Below are 18,965 nucleotides of genomic sequence, written 5' to 3' on the forward strand. Positions count from 1 at the left end.
TTGTCTCTCATACGACTGACAGCCCAAATGAAATTATGCTTGGGGTGTCGGTCTCTTGACGAATAAGAAAACTTCTCCGGATTTTTTGCTTGTTGTCATTACGTTACTTTTATTGACGATTGGTTTAATTATGGTGTACAGCGCTAGTGCAGTGTGGGCATCGTATAAATTTGATGATTCGTTTTATTTTGCAAAAAGACAGCTGTTGTTTGCCGGAATCGGAGTTATCGCAATGTTTTTCATTATGCGAGTCGATTATTGGACGTGGCGGACTTGGTCAAAGATATTGATTGCTGTTTGTTTTCTCCTTTTGCTGCTTGTACTTATTCCTGGCATCGGTATGGAGAGAAATGGATCAAGAAGCTGGATCGGTGTCGGTGCGTTTAGTATTCAGCCCTCTGAATTTATGAAGCTTGCGATGATTGCGTTTCTTGCAAAATTCTTATCTGAAAAACAAAAAAATATCACATCCTTTCGCAAAGGTTTTGCCCCAGCTTTAGGCATTGTATTTTCTGCATTTGCCATCATTATGCTTCAACCAGATCTGGGAACAGGAACGGTAATGGTTGGAACCTGTATTATCATGATATTTGTTTCAGGTGCGAGAATTGCTCACTTTATATTTCTCGGTCTTATAGGGCTCAGCGGGTTTGCCGCGCTTGTCTTATCAGCACCCTACCGAATAAAACGAATTACATCATACTTAAATCCTTGGGAAGATCCGCTAGGCAGTGGGTTTCAAATTATTCAGTCCTTATATGCTGTTGGTCCAGGTGGTCTGTTCGGAATGGGACTTGGTCAAAGTAGACAAAAATTCTTCTATTTACCTGAGCCCCAAACGGACTTCATCTTTGCGATATTGTCTGAAGAGCTTGGCTTTATAGGAGGATCACTTATTTTACTCCTCTTTAGTGTTCTATTATGGAGAGGCATACGAATAGCACTTGGAGCGCCAGACTTATATGGGAGTTTCCTAGCAGTTGGTATTATTTCAATGGTTGCCATTCAAGTAATGATTAACATCGCAGTTGTCACTGGACTGATTCCTGTGACAGGTATTACGCTCCCATTCCTTAGTTATGGCGGCTCATCATTGACATTAATGCTGATGGCGATTGGCGTACTTCTGAATGTCAGCAGGTACGCAAGATATTAGCTTGATGTAGCTAATGAAAACATGTTGACGTTTATTTTGCAAAAGTATAAAAAAATGATTTGAAGAGTGAAAATGACAGTTTTTGTTTCGAAAACGTGTATTTTGACTCTTCTTTACAGGTTTTAATGGAGCCCTGTTGTTTAAAACAGGGTTTATACTTTGTTCAGAGCAGAAAAAAATCGAGGGGAAATGGTATAATGCGTATAGTAATCAGTGGAGGCGGAACAGGCGGACATATTTATCCGGCCTTAGCCTTTATTAAAGAAGTGAAAAGGCTGCATCCTGATGTGGAATTTTTATATATTGGTACTGAAAATGGACTTGAAAAGAAAATTGTAGAAAGAGAAAATATCCCTTTCAAGGCGATAGAAATTTCAGGTTTTAAACGAAAACTTTCCTTTGATAACGTCAAAACGGTGATGAGATTTTTAAAAGGCGTTCAAAAAAGCAAATCTTACTTAAAAGAATTCAAGCCTGATGCGGTTATTGGAACAGGCGGTTATGTGTGTGGTCCTGTGGTTTATGCAGCTTCTAAGCTGAAGATCCCGACTATTATACACGAACAAAACAGCCTGCCTGGTATTACAAATAAGTTCCTAGCGAGATATGTTAATAAGGTAGCCATATGCTTTGATGAAGCAAAGGCACATTTTCCTTCTGAAAAGGTTGTATTTACGGGAAACCCTAGAGCCTCTGAAGTCGTCTCTATAAAAGAGGGGAAATCTCTTAAAGAATTTGGGCTTGATGAAAACAAAAAAACGGTTCTTATTTTCGGCGGGAGCCGAGGCGCTGCTCCAATCAATAGAGCAGTGATTGAAATGCAAGAGGGTTTAAAGGCAAAAAACTACCAGCTTTTATATATCACAGGCGAGGTTCATTATGAAAAGGTGTTGAATGAACTAAAGGAAAAAGGTTTAGCACCTAACATGATCACAAAACCTTTCTTGCATCAGATGCCGGAGTACCTAAAGTCGATCGATGTGATTGTTGCAAGAGCAGGAGCTACAACTATTGCTGAAGTAACGGCTCTTGGAATCCCAACCATTTTTATTCCGAGCCCATACGTGACGGCAAATCATCAGGAAATCAATGCAAGATCACTTGAAAAACATGATGCTGCGATTGTTTTAAGAGAATCAGAACTTACAGGGGATCGTCTGCTGCATGCTATTGATGAAATTGCTGGTAATGAAGAAAAGCTCAACCAAATGAGCCGTTTAACGAAAGAACTCGGAGTACCAGATGCGGCTACACGTTTATATAATGTGTTAAAAGAAATTACGACTACATGATGGAATGATATTAGGTAAGGCGGAGGGTAATATGGAGAACTTGAAGAATGAATTATTAGAAGCGCAAGTTGGTAAAGTACTTGAAAACGAGCCGCTTGCGAATCATACAACAATGAAAATAGGCGGACCAGCAGATCTTTTGATCATCCCAAAAGATATCGATGCAGTGAAAACGATCATGGATCATGTGAAAAAACACCAGACGAATTGGACGGTTATTGGAAGAGGTTCGAATTTACTTGTACTCGATAAAGGAATTCGAGGAGTTGTCCTAAAGCTGGGTACTGGACTGGATCACCTAACTGTAAATGATGAAGAAATTACAGTCGGCGGTGGTTACTCTGTCGTAAGGCTCGCAACATCGCTTAGTAAACAGGGTCTTTCAGGCCTGGAATTTGCAGCTGGTATTCCGGGGTCTATTGGCGGCGCTGTGTATATGAACGCAGGTGCACATGGATCTGACATCAGTAAAATTCTTGTGAAAGCTAGAATCTTATTTGAAGACGGAAGTATCGAGTGGCTTACAAATGAGCAAATGAATTTTAGCTATCGAACGTCAGTCCTTCAAAAGGAACGACCTGGCATTGTTCTCGAAGCTGTGTTTAAGCTCAAGCAGGATGACCGCGAGAAAATCACAAAGAAGATGCAACAAAATAAAGATTATCGTAAAGAAACCCAGCCTTATAATCGGCCATGTGCTGGCAGTATTTTTCGGAATCCGCTGCCTGAATATGCAGGACAGCTCGTAGAAAAAGCGAATTTAAAAGGATACCAACTCGGCGGAGCTAGAATTTCTGATATGCACGGCAACTTTATTGTCAACGCTGGTGGAGCCACTGCTCAAGACGTACTGGACTTAATTCAGTTCATCCAAAATAAAATTAAAGAAGACTATAACGTAGAGATGCATACAGAAGTAGAAATTATCGGTGAAGAAAATTAACAGGTAGTTTTTATGAATGATCACATCAGAAGAAAACAAACGGCATGAAAGAATGCCGTTTGTTTTCTCATCAAAATGATGACCCAAAGGTGTGGACAAGCAGCTTTGAATGAGGTGAAGAGTATATATGCGGCCTGATCATGAAAATGAAAAGATCGTCAATATAGAAGAGCGAATTCCTAAAATTAAAGAACAAAGGAAGCAAAAAGCGAACCGGAGACTGATCTCTTTTATACTACTGTTTTTTATCATGGTTTTAATCATTATTTATTTGCAGACACCTATCAGCAAGATATCTTCATTAACCATCACAGGTAACGAACATGTCTCTACAAAACAGCTTGTTAAACTTTCACAAATTAAAGAAGGCGAAACAGAGTTTTGGAATTTAAATAAAGATACAACAGCAGATCATATTAAACAAAATAAACTGATTAAAAGTGTCAGTATCAAAAAACATTTCCCAAATAAAGTGAGTATTGCTGTCAAAGAATATGCAAATATTGCGTATCTTCAAAAGGGAAATCTATATTATGAGCTTCTTGAAAATGGGACCGCATTACCAGAAGAAGTGACACCGAGTCATGCAGGACCTATTTTTGTCGATTGGGACAATAAGGAGAAGCTGAAGCAAACGGTTAAATCTTTAAATCAACTGCCAGCCTCTATTCAGGAACTCATCTCAGAAGTTTATTATGTGCCGACAAATTCAAACAAGTGGCTAGTTAAATTTTATATGAATGACGGAAACACTGTGATTGCTTCAATTAAAACATTCGGTGATAAAATGAAAACCTATCCAGCCATTGTTAAAGAGCTTTCGTCATCTGAAAAAGGCACAATTCATATGGAAGTCGCTACGTATTTCGAAGCGTTTAAATCTAAGAAAAAGGATGATGAGCGTTGAGGGGCAAAACAGTTATATTCTCAATTGTCATGCTTGTTCTTGGCTTTCTGATATCTTTTTCATACCAATATACAAAGCAGCATCAGGCAGATGTCATTCGGACAGAGCAATGGAAAAAAGAATACTCTCTGAAAAGTCAGCTCACAACGCAAGAAAAGGCGAATCAGAAACTCGAAAAAGAATTATATAGTCTTCAATCAAAGGTACAAGCAACAGAGTCTAATTTGAAAAATGAAAAAGAGCAGTATTTTAATGTATTGGAAGATGTTGAGAAATACAGAATGTTTACAGGAGAGATCGGTGTAAAAGGAAAAGGGGTAAAAGTGTCTCTTGAAGATGCATCTTATATCCCGAGTGGACAAAATGTCAATAATTACATTGTGCATGAGAGCCATATTTTTCATGTGATAAACGAACTATTTATATCAGGTGCTTCTGCTGTATCTATTAATGGACAAAGAATCACACACCAATCATACATACATTGTAACGGACCAGTTGTCACAGTAGATGGTGTTCAGCATCCAGCACCATTTGTCATATCTGCTATTGGTGATCCAGCTGTGTTAATACCTGCTTTAAATATTGCAGGGGGAGTGGTCGATCAGCTGACAAGTGATCACATTTCAATGACGATTGAGAAAACGGATATTCGTATGAACCCTCTTTTAAGAAACAAAGATTAAAAGTGAAAAGGTGAGTGGTGTTGAGGAAAAAGAAGCCTTTACTTAGTTTAACAGTTTTAATGATCATATTTGGCATCATGGTCTCCATCCAATTCAATTCCTTACAGAAGCCCGAAGTTCGAGATACTCGTGATGTGTGGGAACTGAGAGAGGATTTATCTGCATCTAAAAGTAAGGAATTGGATTTATTGAAAGAAATTGATAAATACGACGAGATGCTTAAAAAATATGGTCATCAAGGAGATCGATCAAAAGAAGCACAATTAACAAAAACGTTAAAAGATTTAAAAGAAAAGGCTGGTTTTACAGAAGTGGAAGGGGAGGGGATTGAAATTGACATTTCTCAGCTTTTTTCCAAGGACCTTACCGGAGAAGAAGTGAAAAATATCCCACCTGATCTTCTGAAAAAGTTAATTAACGAAGCCAATATGTTTGGGGCAAAACATATTTCTATTAATGATCGCCGTGTGATTAATACAAGTGTGATTCGAGATATTAATGGCACGACAAAAATGGATGGCTACAGCTTAGATAGTGATGAAGTCACCATTAAAATGATTGGTGAGCAGGCCGACAAATTATACAGCCGTTTAAATGTATCAGATATTGGTGACTTGTTTGCTCAGGAAAACTTCAGCTTGAGTATAAGCCAGCCGAAGAAAAAAATTCATTTAAAAGCATATGACGGTGCAATTCAAGTAAACGAATTGAAGCCTCTTGACGATGTAAAGGAGGGAAAATCTTAATGTGGCTTCCTGTACTTGGCTTAATCATAGGAGTTGCGATCGGTTTCTTAACTAATTTTACGATACCGAATGAGTATTCCAATTATCTTTCCCTCGCTGTACTTGCTGCGCTTGATACATTGATTGGTGGTATCCGGGCACATCTGCAAGGGGCATACGATGAACTAGTGTTTGTATCAGGCTTCTTCTTTAATATTATACTGGCAATAAGTTTAGCTTTTCTGGGCGTCCATCTTGGTGTAGACTTGTACTTAGTTGGAATGTTTGCATTCGGCGTTAGATTGTTTCAAAATATAGCAGTAATCAGAAGAATTCTACTAACAAAATGGACAATTTCTAGAGAAAAAAAGAAAAAAAGTGAGTCATAAAAAAGGATATACATATGATGTAACGAATATTTTCAGTAATCCTAATAAAAAATGTTGATTTTTTAAGTTTTGTTACACACTTGTAAAAACACATTCATTGTATTGTTGTTCAGCAAATAATAGAATAGAAAGTATTGATATGTGAGGAGGTGCCATAGAATGAACAACAATGAAATTTACGTCAGCCTTGACATCGGTACATCCAATATAAAAGTCATCGTCGGAGAAATGGCGGATGATTCGCTTAACATTATAGGTGTTGGAAATGTCCCTTCAGAGGGGTTAAAAAAAGGATCGATTGTTGATATAGATGAGACAGTTCATTCTATTAGACAAGCATTTGAACAGGCTGAGAGAATGGTAGGTTTTCCTTTACAAAAGGCGATTGTCGGAATTAACGGAAACCACATTCATATTCAGAATACGAGCGGCGTAGTCGCAGTATCTAGTGAAAACAAAGAAATACATGCTGAAGATGTGAGACGTGTCTTAGATGCTGCACAAGTAGTATCTATTCCTCAAGAACATCTCGTCGTAGACGTGATTCCGAGACAATTTATCGTGGACGGAAGAGATGAGATCACAGATCCGAAAAAAATGCTTGGTGTTCGGCTAGAGGTGGAAGGATCGTTAATTACAGGTTCTAAAACGATTCTACATAACTGGCTCCGATGTGTAGAAAGAGCTGGAATTGAAATTATGGATATATGCTTGCAGCCACTCGCATCGGGCTCAGCAGCATTATCGAAAGATGAAAAAAATCTCGGGGTAGCTCTTGTCGATATCGGCGGCGGATCTACAACGATTTCCGTATTTGAAAACGGGCATCTCTATTCTACTCACAGTATCCCTTTGGGCGGAGAGAACATAACAAAAGATTTGTCTATAGGACTTAGAACTTCCACTGAAGAAGCTGAACGAATCAAAAAACAATTTGGGCATGCGTTTTATGATGAGGCATCGACGGAAGAGACATTTGAAGTTTCTGTGATCGGTACTGATCAAAAACAAACGTATACACAGCTTGATGCAGCTAACATTATTGAAGCGCGGCTGGAGGAAATCTTGCTCTTTGTTGCAGAGGAATTAAGAAATATGGGTGTTCATGATTTGCCTGGTGGATTCGTTCTCACAGGTGGACAAGCAGCCATACCAGGTATCCTTTCTCTTGCACAAACGGTTTTGCAAAACAATGTTAGGATTGCAAGTCCGAATTATATCGGGGTGAGAGAGCCTCAATATATGACAGGAGTGGGTCTGATCCACTTTGCTTATCGCAATGCAAAGATTCAGGGCAGACAGGTTGGATTCCAAATGCCAGATGAGGCGTTTCATGAAGTAGGCGCATCCATGGAGCCGGTTTCTTCTGCACCACAAGTGAAAGAAGCGCAGCCAAGACCGAAAGTAAAACAAAAAGCACAACAAGAGACAAATAAAAAACCGGGCAAAATGAAAAAACTATTTAATATGTTCTGGGAATAGAATTAGATTTTCGACGGATTAGGAGGATTCAGCATGTTGGAGTTTGAAACAAATATAGACGGCCTAGCATCAATTAAAGTAATCGGAGTAGGTGGCGGCGGGAATAACGCTGTCAATCGAATGATCGAAAATGACGTACAAGGTGTCGATTTTATTGCAGTCAATACTGATGCACAGGCATTAAATCTATCAAAAGCAGAAACTAAAATGCAAATCGGTGCTAAGCTGACAAGAGGGCTTGGAGCAGGTGCGAATCCTGAGGTCGGTAAAAAAGCTGCTGAGGAAAGCAAAGAGCAGATTGAAGAAGTATTAAAAGGCGCAGACATGGTCTTCGTTACAGCTGGTATGGGCGGTGGAACTGGTACGGGTGCTGCACCTGTCATTGCAAAAATCGCAAAAGATTCTGGTGCATTGACAGTTGGAGTTGTGACTCGTCCTTTCACATTTGAAGGAAGAAAACGTCAGCTTCAAGCAGTAGAAGGAATTGCTTCTATGAAAGAAGCAGTTGACACATTAATTGTGATTCCAAACGATCGCTTGCTTGAAATTGTTGATAAAAACACGCCAATGCTGGAAGCGTTCCGCGCAGCAGATAACGTGCTAAGACAAGGTGTTCAAGGGATTTCCGATTTGATTGCAACACCAGGTCTGATTAACCTTGACTTTGCTGACGTGAAAACAATCATGTCCAATAAAGGATCGGCTCTAATGGGAATTGGCGTCGCTACAGGCGAAAATCGTGCTGCTGAAGCTGCGAAGAAAGCCATTTCTTCACCACTTCTAGAAACAGCGATTGATGGTGCTCAAGGCGTCATCATGAACATTACGGGTGGTACGAACCTAAGTCTTTATGAAGTGCAAGAAGCAGCAGATATTGTGGCTTCTGCTTCTGACGAAGATGTAAACATGATTTTCGGGTCTGTCATCAATGATAACTTGAAGGATGAAATTGTGGTGACTGTGATCGCTACTGGATTCATCGAGCAAGAACCAGAAGTGACAAAATCACAAAGAAACCCATTAGGACAAGGATTAAAGCAAAATCAATCCATTCCTCAAAAACGTGAAGTAAAACGCGAGGAACATCAACAGCCATCATCTCAGCCTAGACAAAATACACAATCAAGTGATGATACGCTAGACATTCCAACGTTCTTACGCAACCGCAATAAACGCTAATCAAGTATCGCTTAACCCCTTCCATTGGAAGGGGTTTTTTCATGTCTCAACGTATAAGAGAATCTAATCAAAAAGTCTTAAGTGCGAGAAAGTCATTTCAACTTCCATGTGTAATTTGACTTATGGTGTTTAAGAAAAAAGAATCATTTTTACTCCCTCTTACAAAAAACGACAAAATGATGAACTTTATTTGACTACATTAAATAGAACAACATGAATCTTGTCATGAACAATAGAAGGAAAGGAGTGAGACCTATACTCTGTTTGGCCATTTGAGGAGGAGGGATTTGATTGAAATTGAAGTTTCGCAAGACCGCCGGCTATCGTTTGATGAGTCTTTTGGTGATTGGTACTTTAACGATGACAAGCTTTGGGATGGTTCAAGCAAAATCGACTTCTACCTCATATCAGGAGGAAGCTGTCTCCTCTAAGACAACAAAAGCAAAGATCTCATCTAGATTAATGAAACAGTTTCAGCAGGATGATCAGGTGACTTTTTTAATCAAAATGAAAGAGCAAACAAATACGAAAAAAGTGGCGAAGGAAGCGGTGTCCAAAGCCAAAAAACAGAAATTAACAGCGGCTAAAACACAATACACAAAAAGATCAGCTGTCGTATCCGAATTAAGAGCAACATCTGAGGAGACGCAGCAAGCGCTGCTTACGTATTTACAAAAAGAGAAAAAGAAAAAGCAAGTGAAGGAGATTCATTCGTACTATATTGTGAATGGTCTAGCGGTGACGGGAACGAAAGAAGTCATGGAAAAGGTGGCTGCCTTCCCGGAAGTAGATCAAGTGCTGCCAAATGAAACTCGTCAAATTCACCGCCCCGTTGATTTGAAGACGAAGCAAAAAAAACAAATGAAAGCAGTAGATGGAGTCGAGTGGAACATTTCTCAAATTCATGCTCCAGACGCATGGGCTTTAGGTTATGACGGTACTGGTACAGTTGTGGCAAGTATTGATACAGGAGTGGAATGGGATCATCCTGCTTTAAAGGAAAAATACCGCGGGTTTGATCCAGCACATCCGAATGAACCAACGCATGAATTCAATTGGTACGATGCTACGACAGGATCTGAAGCACCATATGATGATTTAGAGCATGGTACCCATGTAACGGGAACGATGGTTGGCTCTGAGCCAGATGGAAAGAATCAAATCGGAGTCGCACCGGGGGCAAAATGGATCGCGGTGAAAGCTTTCTCAGAAGATGGTGGTACAGATGCTGATCTGCTTGACGCAGGTGAGTGGATTTTAGCACCAAAAGATGACGCAGGAAACCCACATCCAGAAAAGGCACCAGATGTCGTCAATAATTCTTGGGGCGGTGGACCTGGTCTTGATGATTGGTATAAGGATGTCGTCAATGCTTGGAGAGCCGCAGACATCTTCCCAGAGTTTTCAGCTGGCAATACCGATTTATTCAACCCTGGTGGTGAAGGCTCCATTGCGAATCCTGCGAACTATCAAGAGGCCTTTGCAACGGGCGCTACGGATCAAAATAATAAATTGGGGTCTTTCTCACTGCAAGGTCCGTCTCCATATGGCGTCATGAAACCAGACATTGCGGCGCCAGGGGTAAACATTCGTTCATCCATTCCTGGGAAAGGGTATGAAGATGGCTGGAACGGGACGTCGATGGCTGGCCCGCATGTGTCAGCTGTTGTGGCTCTTCTTCGCCAAGCACAGTCAGATCTTTCAGTTGAACAGATTGAACAAATACTGATTGATACTGCGAAGCCGTTAACTGATCAGCAATTCCCAGAATCACCTAACAATGGCTATGGGGCAGGTTTAGTTGATGCAAGAGAGGCAATTACAGCATTAACAGATGGAATTGGGATGGTTGAAGGACAGGTGACAAACGAAGATGTTCATTTAGATGAGATGAAAATTCCAGATCAAACCATGCCTAAAAAAAATAAGGCTGTACATCCACATAAAAAAGAAAAAAATCTAACTACTCCGTTCATCAAAGCTCTTCCTATGAAAGCGGAAATCAGTGTTCTTGAAAGCGGCAAGTCAACGTACACAGATGAAGCGACAGGGAGATATCAGCTTCCTCATAGTGCAGGAGAATTCACAGTGAAAGCGGAAGCTTACGGATTTGAATCACGCACACAAACCGTCCATATTTCTTCAAATGAAACGGCTGAGGCGAATTTCGCCTTACAGCCACTAAAGAAACGAACGATATCTGGCACAATTGCCAACGAAACAACGGGTGAAAAAATAAAGGATGCAACGGTTTATCTTGTAGAGGATGCGAAAATTAAGCCGGTGAAAACAAATGAATCTGGCGAATTTTCTATAGAGGCATTGAGCGGTGCCTATACCGTCAAAGTATTTGCCAAAGGGTTTAAAGGATATTCTTTTACAGCAGATGTGACAGAAAAGCCGGTGGAAAAAGCCATTCAGCTAGAGCCATTCATCGGATTTGCTGGTGAGATTGGCTATGATGACGGTACAGCTGAAAATGCGAGAGCCTTCTATGATCCAGGCAATGGCTGGGCTGTGAAGTTTTCACTAGAAAAGGGGAAGAAACAAGCGCAACTCACAGGAGGGCTTTTCCGATTCTGGTCATCAGAGTGGCCAGCTCCTGGAGGGAATGAATTTGCGGTGGAAGTGTATGACGCTTCTGGGAAGAACGGAGCTCCAGGAGAGAAAATAGCAGGACCTCTAAAAGCAAATGCACTGCGTAATGGTGAATGGACAAAAGTAGACTTAGAAGACCAAGCCATTACGGTGGATGGAGATTTCTATCTTGTCTATATTCAAACGAAAAAGAATACAGAATCTCCAGGCCTTGCAACTGATGAGGATGGACCAAATGCTGAAAGAAGCTGGCAGCTCACAAGCGGTGCTTTTTCTCCTTCTCCAAAAGAAGAGGGGAATTATATGATTCGTGCGCTTGTTGACTATGAAGCAGATGTGCCAGAGATTACATCACCAAAGGCAGGAATCATTACGAACCAAGGTGAACTGGAGATTGAAGGCAAAGCCTCTCCTGGGCTTGATGTGGCGATCTATCAAAACGATGAAGAGATTGCCAAAGTGAAAGCAGATCAGTCAGGCGCTTTCAAAGAAAAGGTCACAGTTTCAAGCGGAGAGCATGTATTCACGGCTGCAACTGTTACGGATAAAGGCGCAACAAAACGATCAACACCAGTAAAGGTGATCATTGATCAAACAGCTCCAGCGCTTACCATCGATACACCGAAAAAAGGGGAAAAGACAAATAAAGAATCGCTCACTGTAGAAGGAAAGGCCACAGACGATCATCTTGATCAAGTCACCGTAAATGGAAAAAAGGCAACCATAAAAGATGGGACATATTCCGCAAGAATACTACTTGAGAACGGGAAAAATACGATCAAAGTCATAGCGAAAGATGCAGCAGGAAACAAAACGACTAAAAAAATCAATATCGATGTCCAATATGAGGCACCTGAGATTTCTGAGCTGACTCCAGCAGAGAATGTCCATCTTGCATCAGGGGAGTCTGTTAAAATTTCATTCCACAGCAGAGAAAAGCTAGACGCAACGTTTGTCATTCACATGCCGCTGACAAACGCGAGATCAAAGCTTCAAAATACTACAGAGCTGCCGCTTCGCGAAGTATCGAGCGGTACGTATGAAGGGTACTGGACTGCTACTTCTACCGCTAAAGCAAAAAGTGCGGTCATTGAGGTGATTGTGCGAGATGATTATGGAAATGTCACAAGACAAAAAGCTTCAGGCACATTAAATATCAATGAAAAGTAATTTAAACAAAAGACACGACTTCTAGGAGCGTGTCTTTTTTCTTTCAAAAAGGTTTGAAGGCTCGTCCAGAAAAATCTCTCTCAATCCTCGACAAAAACAATAACAATCCACCAAAAGTTCTCTATCATCCCCAACAAGAATTGACAGACTTCCATCTCATGACTGTTTTATACTGGTACAAACAAGTGCAAGTACTGCTTTTGATTCTTTGTTTCAGATGAAAGGAGCAGAAGGTGGTCATTTATTTAGATGTGATTTGGCTGTTAAACTTTTGTTTTGATCTATTGCTTCTCTTACTCACTGCATTTATTCTCAAACGACAAGTAAAAAAAAGGCGATATATGTTAGGAGCTCTCATTGGATCGAGCATTGTTCTCTTGCTCTTTACACCATTTGCAATGGTTGTGTCACACCCTTTAGGCAAACTACTTTTTTCTATCTTCATCGTTCTTGCAACCTTTGGTTTTCAAAGATTTCGTTCCTTTTTTCAAAATCTGTTTGCTTTTTACTTTGTAACATTTTTGATGGGAGGAGGCATGATCGGGGTTCATTCATTTTTGCAAACCAATACAGTGATTCAAAATGGTCTGCTGATTTCACAAAATGATGGCTTTGGTGATCCAATTAGCTGGCTTTTTGTTTTAACTGGGTTTCCTGCAATTTGGCTGTTTTCAAAGAAAAGATTAGGAGAGGTTGGTACGAAAAAAAGACAATATGATGAACAAGTGCTTGTGGAACTACACATTCACGGAGAGACCATTCGTTTAAAGGGACTCGTTGATTCTGGCAACCAGCTGTATGATCCTATGACCAAAACACCGGTTATGATCGTCCAGGCCGACCATCTAACGGCCATTTGCGGAGAATCGTTTATAGACCTCATGAAACAGTCTCATCCTGTTGAAGTCATGCAAAAGATCGATGATCAATTTCCTCTTCTTGATCGATTAAGACTTGTTCCATATCGAGCAGTCGGTCATGATCACGGCTTTCTACTATGCCTAAAACCAGATACAGTTGTCATTTATTCAAAGACGCATATGATTCAGCCAGCTAAGTGTTTTGTAGGGTTGAGTCTGAGCGGCTTATCGGCAGATCAGGAATTTCAATCCATCATTCATCCAGATATGTTAGACGGGAAAATCATCCAGGGGGTGTCGTAGTTTTTGGTGATGTCTTTTATCTTACGAGGTCAACTTGACATTTAGAAGGGAGAAGAAGATGAAAAAAATAAAATTTAAACTCACTTACTACTGGTATAAACTCCTCATGAAGCTAGGTCTAAAGAGTGATGAAATATATTATATTGGTGGAAGTGAAGCGCTCCCGCCTCCATTATCAAAGGATGAAGAGCAGGAGCTGCTTGTCAAATTACCAAAAGGTGATCAAACCGCAAGAGCGATTTTAATTGAAAGAAATTTACGTTTAGTCGTTTACATCGCAAGAAAATTTGAGAACACGGGTATTAATATTGAGGACTTAATTAGTATCGGAACCATTGGTTTGATCAAAGCAGTCAATACATTTAACCCAGAAAAAAAGATCAAACTTGCAACATATGCGTCGAGATGTATTGAAAATGAGATTTTGATGTACTTGCGTCGAAATAACAAAATCCGGTCAGAAGTTTCGTTTGATGAGCCGCTCAACATTGATTGGGACGGAAATGAACTGCTTTTATCAGACGTACTTGGAACAGATGATGATATTATCACACGCGATATTGAAGCAAATGTAGATAAAAAATTGCTAAAAAAAGCGCTAGAGCAATTAAATGACCGCGAAAAGCAGATCATGGAACTTAGATTTGGCTTAGTTGGCGGTGAGGAAAAAACCCAAAAAGATGTTGCTGACATGCTTGGGATTTCTCAGTCTTATATTTCGAGGCTTGAAAAAAGAATCATTAAACGATTACAAAAAGAATTTAATAAAATGGTCTAAAAATTTTTTTGGAAAGCTCTGTCCCTGCACTGTCAAAGGAAACAACCTTTTTTCTCATGATTCTCGTCATCGCTCGTGCATATTTTTCCATCCCAAGGAGATACTGAACTTTGTACAACAGCTCCTGTAGGGAGGGAAAAAAGTGTCCAGAAATAAAGTGGAAATCTGCGGAGTCGACACCTCCAAGCTGCCTGTTCTGAAAAATGACGAGATGAGAAAATTGTTCAGACAGCTGCAAGATGAGGGTGACGATACAGCAAGAGAAAAGCTAGTCAATGGCAATTTACGGTTGGTTTTAAGTGTGATTCAGCGTTTCAACAACAGAGGCGAGTATGTCGATGATCTCTTTCAAGTAGGCTGTATCGGATTAATGAAATCAATTGATAATTTTGATTTAAGCCACAATGTCAGATTTTCAACTTATGCGGTTCCTATGATCATAGGAGAAATCCGTCGATACTTGCGTGATAACAACCCGATTCGGGTGTCTCGCTCACTAAGAGATATTGCCTATAAGGCACTTCAGGTCCGTGAGAGGCTGATTAGTGAGACAAGCAAGGAGCCAACTGCAGAAGACATTGCCAAAGTGCTGGAAGTGCCTCATGAGGAAATTGTCTTTGCCTTAGATGCGATTCAAGATCCTGTCTCTTTGTTTGAACCGATCTATAATGACGGAGGAGATCCGATTTATGTGATGGATCAAATTAGTGATGAACGGAACAAAGATACACAATGGGTGGAAGAATTGGCCTTAAAAGAGGGCATGCGCAGATTGAACGACAGGGAAAAAATGATTCTTCGCAAACGCTTCTTCCAAGGCAAAACGCAAATGGAAGTCGCTGAGGAAATCGGAATTTCTCAAGCACAAGTCTCGAGGCTTGAAAAAGCAGCCATTAAACAAATGAATAAAAACATCTTTTAAAGCCGCCGCTTCATGTGCGGCTTTTTTCATTCTTATGAGAGAACACGCTTCTAGTATTGACTCTGTTATTTTTTTCATTTAATCTGTTTTTAACAAATGTTATTTTAGATAGCATTTGTTAGGGAACACTTAAGCGGAAAGAAGGGTTATTATGACATTCCATGATGAAAGAAGGCTGCTCATTAAGGTTGCGCATATGTATTATGAAGAAGGCGCCACTCAATCTAACATCGCAGAAGCGGTTGGGGTTAGTCGTTCGCTCATATCGAAATATTTGGCAAAAGCACGTGAAGCAGGAATCGTGGAAATCATTATTCATGATGAAGTCAACCAACAGTATGGATCGTTAGAAAGAAAAATAGAACGCAAATATGGACTGAGAGAAGTTGTCTGTGTGGAAACACTCAGCAAAGACACAACCAAAAGCCGAATCGGAGCCGCGGCGGCAAACTTTTTATTAAAAGTGATGAAAGATGGACAAGTCATTGGGTTTTCCTCAGGGACTACGCTGCATGAAATGGCAAAAGCGCTTACGTCTGTTCAGCATTATCCATCCGTGACATTTGTTCCGCTTGTCGGAGGTGTGGGAAATGAAGACGTTGATATCCACGCCAACTATATTATTGCGAGATGCACAGAGGCACTCAAATCTAAATGTGAATTTTTACATGTACCCGTCATGCTTGATACGAAAGAAGCGAAAGATGTCCTGATCCGGCAGCCGTCGATCAAAAAAGTCATTGAACTAGGAGAATCATCAAATATCGCAGTTGTCGGAATTGGTGGTGTCCCGCAGCATTCAACGATGGTGAAATCTTATATGACAAGCGGCGAAGAAGACATCCTTCAAGCGAAAGATGTAGCAGGTGACATTTGCTATAACTTTATTGACCATCAAGGGGAAGTATATCCCCACCCATGGAACGACCGGGTGATGGGCATAAGCCCGCAAAAGCTAAAAGAAATTCCGCTTGTCATAGGTGTCGCTGGCGGTGAAGAGAAAATTGAAGCCATTCGGGCGGCATTAGCAGGTGGATTAATTCATGTATTAATTACCGATGAACGAACTGGAGATGCCTTATTAAAGTAACTACCTAATGATATTAGGTAGTTTTTTGAGTCTTTAGACTCAAAAAGATTGAAAATTTTATCGATTTTAGCTTGACACAAAGTTGACACATCATATAAACTAAGTTCATAACAAATGATAAATAAAATAACAAATGTTACAAGAAACAGATTTTTGTTAATTTTTATAACATTTGTTAAAAGTTTCAGATTATATTTCTAGCAATCTACCCGAGAAGCAAGAAAACCTGAAAGGATGATTTAGATGTCAATCTATCAACAATTGTTAGCTCGAGAACGTAGTGGAGATCCAATCAAAGTAGGGATTATTGGTGCAGGCCAAATGGGCTTTGGACTCATTTCACAAATTTCTAAAATTCCAGGCATGATTGTTGCTGGTGTTTGTGATATCCACCTTAGTGCAGCAGAGAAGGCAGCGAATTTTTACAAGCAGCATGCAAAACCGCATCAAATGGTTGTTACAAATGATTACAGAGAAGTGATTCAATCAGATTCCGTGGAAGTTGTCGTAGACGCAACAGGTGTCCCAGAGGTCGGAGCAAACATTTCTTTGGAAGCGCTTAATTCGAAAAAACATCTCGTTCTTTTAAATGTAGAAGTTGATATTACCATCGGCTTGGTTATGCATAAGTTGTTCACAAATGCAGGACTTGTTTACTCAGGATCAGCTGGAGACGAACCAGCAGCAACACTAGAATTATATGAATTTGCGAAAACAATGGGGCTTGAGGTACTCGTTGCTGGTAAAGGAAAGAACAACCCATTCTTCCCAGAAGCAAATCCAGATACGTGTAAAGCAGAAGCAGATAGTAAACATATGAGTGCACATATGCTAGCTGCATTCCAAGACGGAACAAAAACAATGGCGGAAATGAACTTATTAAGTAACGCGACAGGGCTTCTGCCTGATAAAGTCGGTATGCATGGAGTCGAAGCAAATTTAGAAAATGTAGCAGATAAATTGAATCAAAAACAGCAAGGCGGCGTGCTCGATAACTTCGGAGTCGTTGAATATGTCAATGGACTTGCACCAGGTGTATTTGTCATCGTGAAGAGTGATCTTGAGCCAGTAGATGAAGAGCTGCGTTACTTAAAAGTTGGAAAAGGCCCACACTACACACTTTACCGTCCTTTCCACTTAGCGAGTCTTGAAACACCTGTTACCATCGCAAAAGCGGTCTTACAGCATGATTCATCTATTCACCCAATTGGTGTACCAGTATCAGAAACAGTCGCTGTGGCGAAAAGAGATATCAAAGCTGGAGAATCACTTGACGGAATTGGCGGATACTCCGTAAGAGGTGTTCTTGAAACACATCAAGACATGAAAACGAACGGCCACATTCCAATTGGCTTAATTAGCGGAAAAGTCGTAGCGAAAAAAGACATCAAATTAGGACAATTCCTCACTCACGATGATGTAGAGCTTGATTCAAACACAACGGTCTGGAAGCTGCGTTCATTACAAGATCACTTATTTCAATCATAAGGGCGTGAAGCTGTGGAAAAATTAGCGATCGTACTTTGTATCATTCTCATTGTGCAGTACGGGTTATCTTTTATTCAAATCAAGTACTACCGCAAGAGCATGGATTCACTTATTGATGATTACAGAGGGAAGCAAGGTTACCACTTATTTTCAGGAATGGAGCGGCGCAAAGTTGGCCCTGGTGCCATTGCGCTCATCATTGTGGATGAATCGTATATCATTCAAAAATGCCATGTGCTTGGCGGTGTGTCGATCTTATCTAAGTTTAAAGAAGTCCCTTCATATGAAGGAAAGCATGTAGGGGCTGTGTTAGACGAGCACCATATGATGAAGCAGACGTTGAAAAAACGCAAAAAGGGGCCAGCTGTCATGCACGCACTTTCCATGGCAGCTGAACAGGCACTTGTCTCGATTTCGAAAAAAAATATAACAAATGTGAACTAAAGAAAGGGGAGATGAAACATGGAATGGATTCAATGGTTTGGAGAGCACTTTATCGGAATGTTTGAAGCCGGCGGAAAGCAATTCATGGGTCTTGTTACAGGTATCGTTCCAACGCTTGTTGTGTTACTTACTTTCACTTATGCTGTCATGAAGTTTATTGGAGAAGAGCGAGTGAATAGAGCAATTCAGTTTGCTGCGAAATATACCATTTTGCGCTACACGTTAATGCCGATCTTATCCGTTCTTATTTTGACAAACCCAATGGCTTATACGTTTGGCCGATTCTTACCCGAAAAACAAAAACCAGCATTCTATGATTCAGCTGTTTCATTTGTTCATCCGGTGACATCACTGTTCCCATATGCCAACGCAGGAGAACTGTTTGTCTACTTAGGGATTGCGAACGGGATTAAAGAAGCAGGGTACTCAATGTCAGAGCTTGCTGTTCGGTACTTCTTAGTCGGGATCGTCGTCATTTTACTTCGCGGTATTATTACTGAATGGATTACAAAGTACTTAGCAGGAAAAATGAAAGCGAATTCACAATAGGGGA

General features: G+C 40.4%; 17 protein-coding genes. All 17 read left to right on the forward strand.

The features are described 5' to 3' along the window. The first annotated feature begins 55 nt into the window (after window positions 1–55). The 17 genes from spoVE to srlA all read left to right on the forward strand — a co-directional run bounded on the left by spoVE (window position 56) and on the right by srlA (window position 18,961). Window positions 56–1,156, forward strand: a complete 1,101-nt coding sequence (gene spoVE / locus NKR21_RS08110; protein ID WP_003212197.1) for a stage V sporulation protein E — start codon at window positions 56–58, stop codon at window positions 1,154–1,156. Window positions 1,157–1,353: 197 nt separating this feature from the next. Further along, window positions 1,354–2,448, forward strand: a complete 1,095-nt coding sequence (murG, locus tag NKR21_RS08115) for an undecaprenyldiphospho-muramoylpentapeptide beta-N-acetylglucosaminyltransferase (protein ID WP_119124807.1) — start codon at window positions 1,354–1,356, stop codon at window positions 2,446–2,448. Between the two features lie 31 nt (window positions 2,449–2,479). After that, window positions 2,480–3,391, forward strand: coding sequence for a UDP-N-acetylmuramate dehydrogenase (murB, locus tag NKR21_RS08120; protein WP_144455959.1), 912 nt, complete (start codon window positions 2,480–2,482; stop codon window positions 3,389–3,391). Window positions 3,392–3,518: 127 nt separating this feature from the next. Then, the gene (locus NKR21_RS08125) at window positions 3,519–4,298 is read left to right on the forward strand and encodes a cell division protein FtsQ/DivIB (protein ID WP_012009871.1); all 780 of its coding nucleotides are present in this window, start codon (window positions 3,519–3,521) and stop codon (window positions 4,296–4,298) included. Further along, on the forward strand, window positions 4,295–4,984 hold the full coding sequence (locus NKR21_RS08130) for a DUF881 domain-containing protein (protein ID WP_003211621.1): 690 nt from the start codon (window positions 4,295–4,297) through the stop codon (window positions 4,982–4,984). The genes NKR21_RS08125 and NKR21_RS08130 overlap by 4 nt, the downstream gene beginning before the upstream one ends. A gap of 20 nt (window positions 4,985–5,004) precedes the next feature. Next, entirely contained in the window at window positions 5,005–5,730 is a 726-nt protein-coding gene (locus tag NKR21_RS08135) for a DUF881 domain-containing protein (protein WP_144455961.1), read from the forward strand. Next, window positions 5,730–6,098, forward strand: a complete 369-nt coding sequence (locus tag NKR21_RS08140; RefSeq protein ID WP_003210988.1) for a small basic family protein — start codon at window positions 5,730–5,732, stop codon at window positions 6,096–6,098. The genes NKR21_RS08135 and NKR21_RS08140 overlap by 1 nt, the downstream gene beginning before the upstream one ends. A 159-nt stretch (window positions 6,099–6,257) precedes the next feature. Continuing rightward, a complete protein-coding gene (ftsA, locus tag NKR21_RS08145) occupies window positions 6,258–7,580 on the forward strand; it encodes a cell division protein FtsA (protein WP_012009874.1) in 1,323 nt (440 codons plus the stop codon). Between the two features lie 33 nt (window positions 7,581–7,613). After that, window positions 7,614–8,759, forward strand: coding sequence for a cell division protein FtsZ (gene ftsZ / locus NKR21_RS08150; RefSeq protein WP_003211613.1), 1,146 nt, complete (start codon window positions 7,614–7,616; stop codon window positions 8,757–8,759). A 291-nt stretch (window positions 8,760–9,050) separates the two neighbouring features. Beyond that, window positions 9,051–12,527, forward strand: coding sequence for a S8 family peptidase (locus NKR21_RS08155; protein ID WP_144455963.1), 3,477 nt, complete (start codon window positions 9,051–9,053; stop codon window positions 12,525–12,527). Window positions 12,528–12,760: 233 nt separating this feature from the next. Then, window positions 12,761–13,690 carry a sigma-E processing peptidase SpoIIGA gene (gene spoIIGA / locus NKR21_RS08160; RefSeq protein ID WP_012009877.1) on the forward strand — a complete coding sequence of 310 codons (930 nt, stop codon included), beginning with the start codon at window positions 12,761–12,763 and terminating at the stop codon, window positions 13,688–13,690. A 58-nt stretch (window positions 13,691–13,748) separates the two neighbouring features. Further along, window positions 13,749–14,468: an RNA polymerase sporulation sigma factor SigE gene (sigE, locus tag NKR21_RS08165; RefSeq protein ID WP_012009878.1), complete on the forward strand. Its 720-nt coding sequence runs from the start codon at window positions 13,749–13,751 to the stop codon at window positions 14,466–14,468. A 142-nt stretch (window positions 14,469–14,610) separates the two neighbouring features. After that, the gene (sigG, locus tag NKR21_RS08170; RefSeq protein ID WP_003211879.1) at window positions 14,611–15,390 is read left to right on the forward strand and encodes an RNA polymerase sporulation sigma factor SigG; all 780 of its coding nucleotides are present in this window, start codon (window positions 14,611–14,613) and stop codon (window positions 15,388–15,390) included. 151 nt (window positions 15,391–15,541) lie between these two features. Further along, entirely contained in the window at window positions 15,542–16,480 is a 939-nt protein-coding gene (locus tag NKR21_RS08175) for a sugar-binding transcriptional regulator (protein ID WP_012009879.1), read from the forward strand. 243 nt (window positions 16,481–16,723) lie between these two features. Further along, the gene (locus tag NKR21_RS08180; protein WP_012009880.1) at window positions 16,724–17,968 is read left to right on the forward strand and encodes an NAD(P)H-dependent oxidoreductase; all 1,245 of its coding nucleotides are present in this window, start codon (window positions 16,724–16,726) and stop codon (window positions 17,966–17,968) included. A gap of 12 nt (window positions 17,969–17,980) precedes the next feature. Next, window positions 17,981–18,412 (forward strand): transcriptional regulator GutM, encoded by a 432-nt coding sequence (locus NKR21_RS08185; RefSeq protein WP_003212289.1) that lies wholly within the window; start codon window positions 17,981–17,983, stop codon window positions 18,410–18,412. Between the two features lie 18 nt (window positions 18,413–18,430). Continuing rightward, window positions 18,431–18,961 carry a PTS glucitol/sorbitol transporter subunit IIC gene (srlA, locus tag NKR21_RS08190; RefSeq protein WP_003210918.1) on the forward strand — a complete coding sequence of 177 codons (531 nt, stop codon included), beginning with the start codon at window positions 18,431–18,433 and terminating at the stop codon, window positions 18,959–18,961. The last annotated feature ends 4 nt before the right edge of the window (window positions 18,962–18,965 follow it).

Origin of the sequence: Bacillus sp. 1735sda2, assembly GCF_024159245.1 — a bacterium.
Classification (GTDB): Bacteria; Bacillota; Bacilli; order Bacillales; family Bacillaceae; genus Bacillus; species Bacillus pumilus_O.

What these genes read in the sequence shown, in the direction of transcription:
- srlA (WP_003210918.1), top strand. Translation starts at nt 18,431, where the DNA reads ATGGAATGGATTCAATGGTTTGGAGAGCACTTTATCGGAATGTTTGAA.
- murG (WP_119124807.1), top strand. Translation starts at nt 1,354, where the DNA reads ATGCGTATAGTAATCAGTGGAGGCGGAACAGGCGGACATATTTATCCG.
- ftsA (WP_012009874.1), top strand. Translation starts at nt 6,258, where the DNA reads ATGAACAACAATGAAATTTACGTCAGCCTTGACATCGGTACATCCAAT.
- NKR21_RS08125 (WP_012009871.1), top strand. Translation starts at nt 3,519, where the DNA reads ATGCGGCCTGATCATGAAAATGAAAAGATCGTCAATATAGAAGAGCGA.
- NKR21_RS08140 (WP_003210988.1), top strand. Translation starts at nt 5,730, where the DNA reads ATGTGGCTTCCTGTACTTGGCTTAATCATAGGAGTTGCGATCGGTTTC.
- ftsZ (WP_003211613.1), top strand. Translation starts at nt 7,614, where the DNA reads ATGTTGGAGTTTGAAACAAATATAGACGGCCTAGCATCAATTAAAGTA.
- sigE (WP_012009878.1), top strand. Translation starts at nt 13,749, where the DNA reads ATGAAAAAAATAAAATTTAAACTCACTTACTACTGGTATAAACTCCTC.
- murB (WP_144455959.1), top strand. Translation starts at nt 2,480, where the DNA reads ATGGAGAACTTGAAGAATGAATTATTAGAAGCGCAAGTTGGTAAAGTA.
- NKR21_RS08175 (WP_012009879.1), top strand. Translation starts at nt 15,542, where the DNA reads ATGACATTCCATGATGAAAGAAGGCTGCTCATTAAGGTTGCGCATATG.
- NKR21_RS08180 (WP_012009880.1), top strand. Translation starts at nt 16,724, where the DNA reads ATGTCAATCTATCAACAATTGTTAGCTCGAGAACGTAGTGGAGATCCA.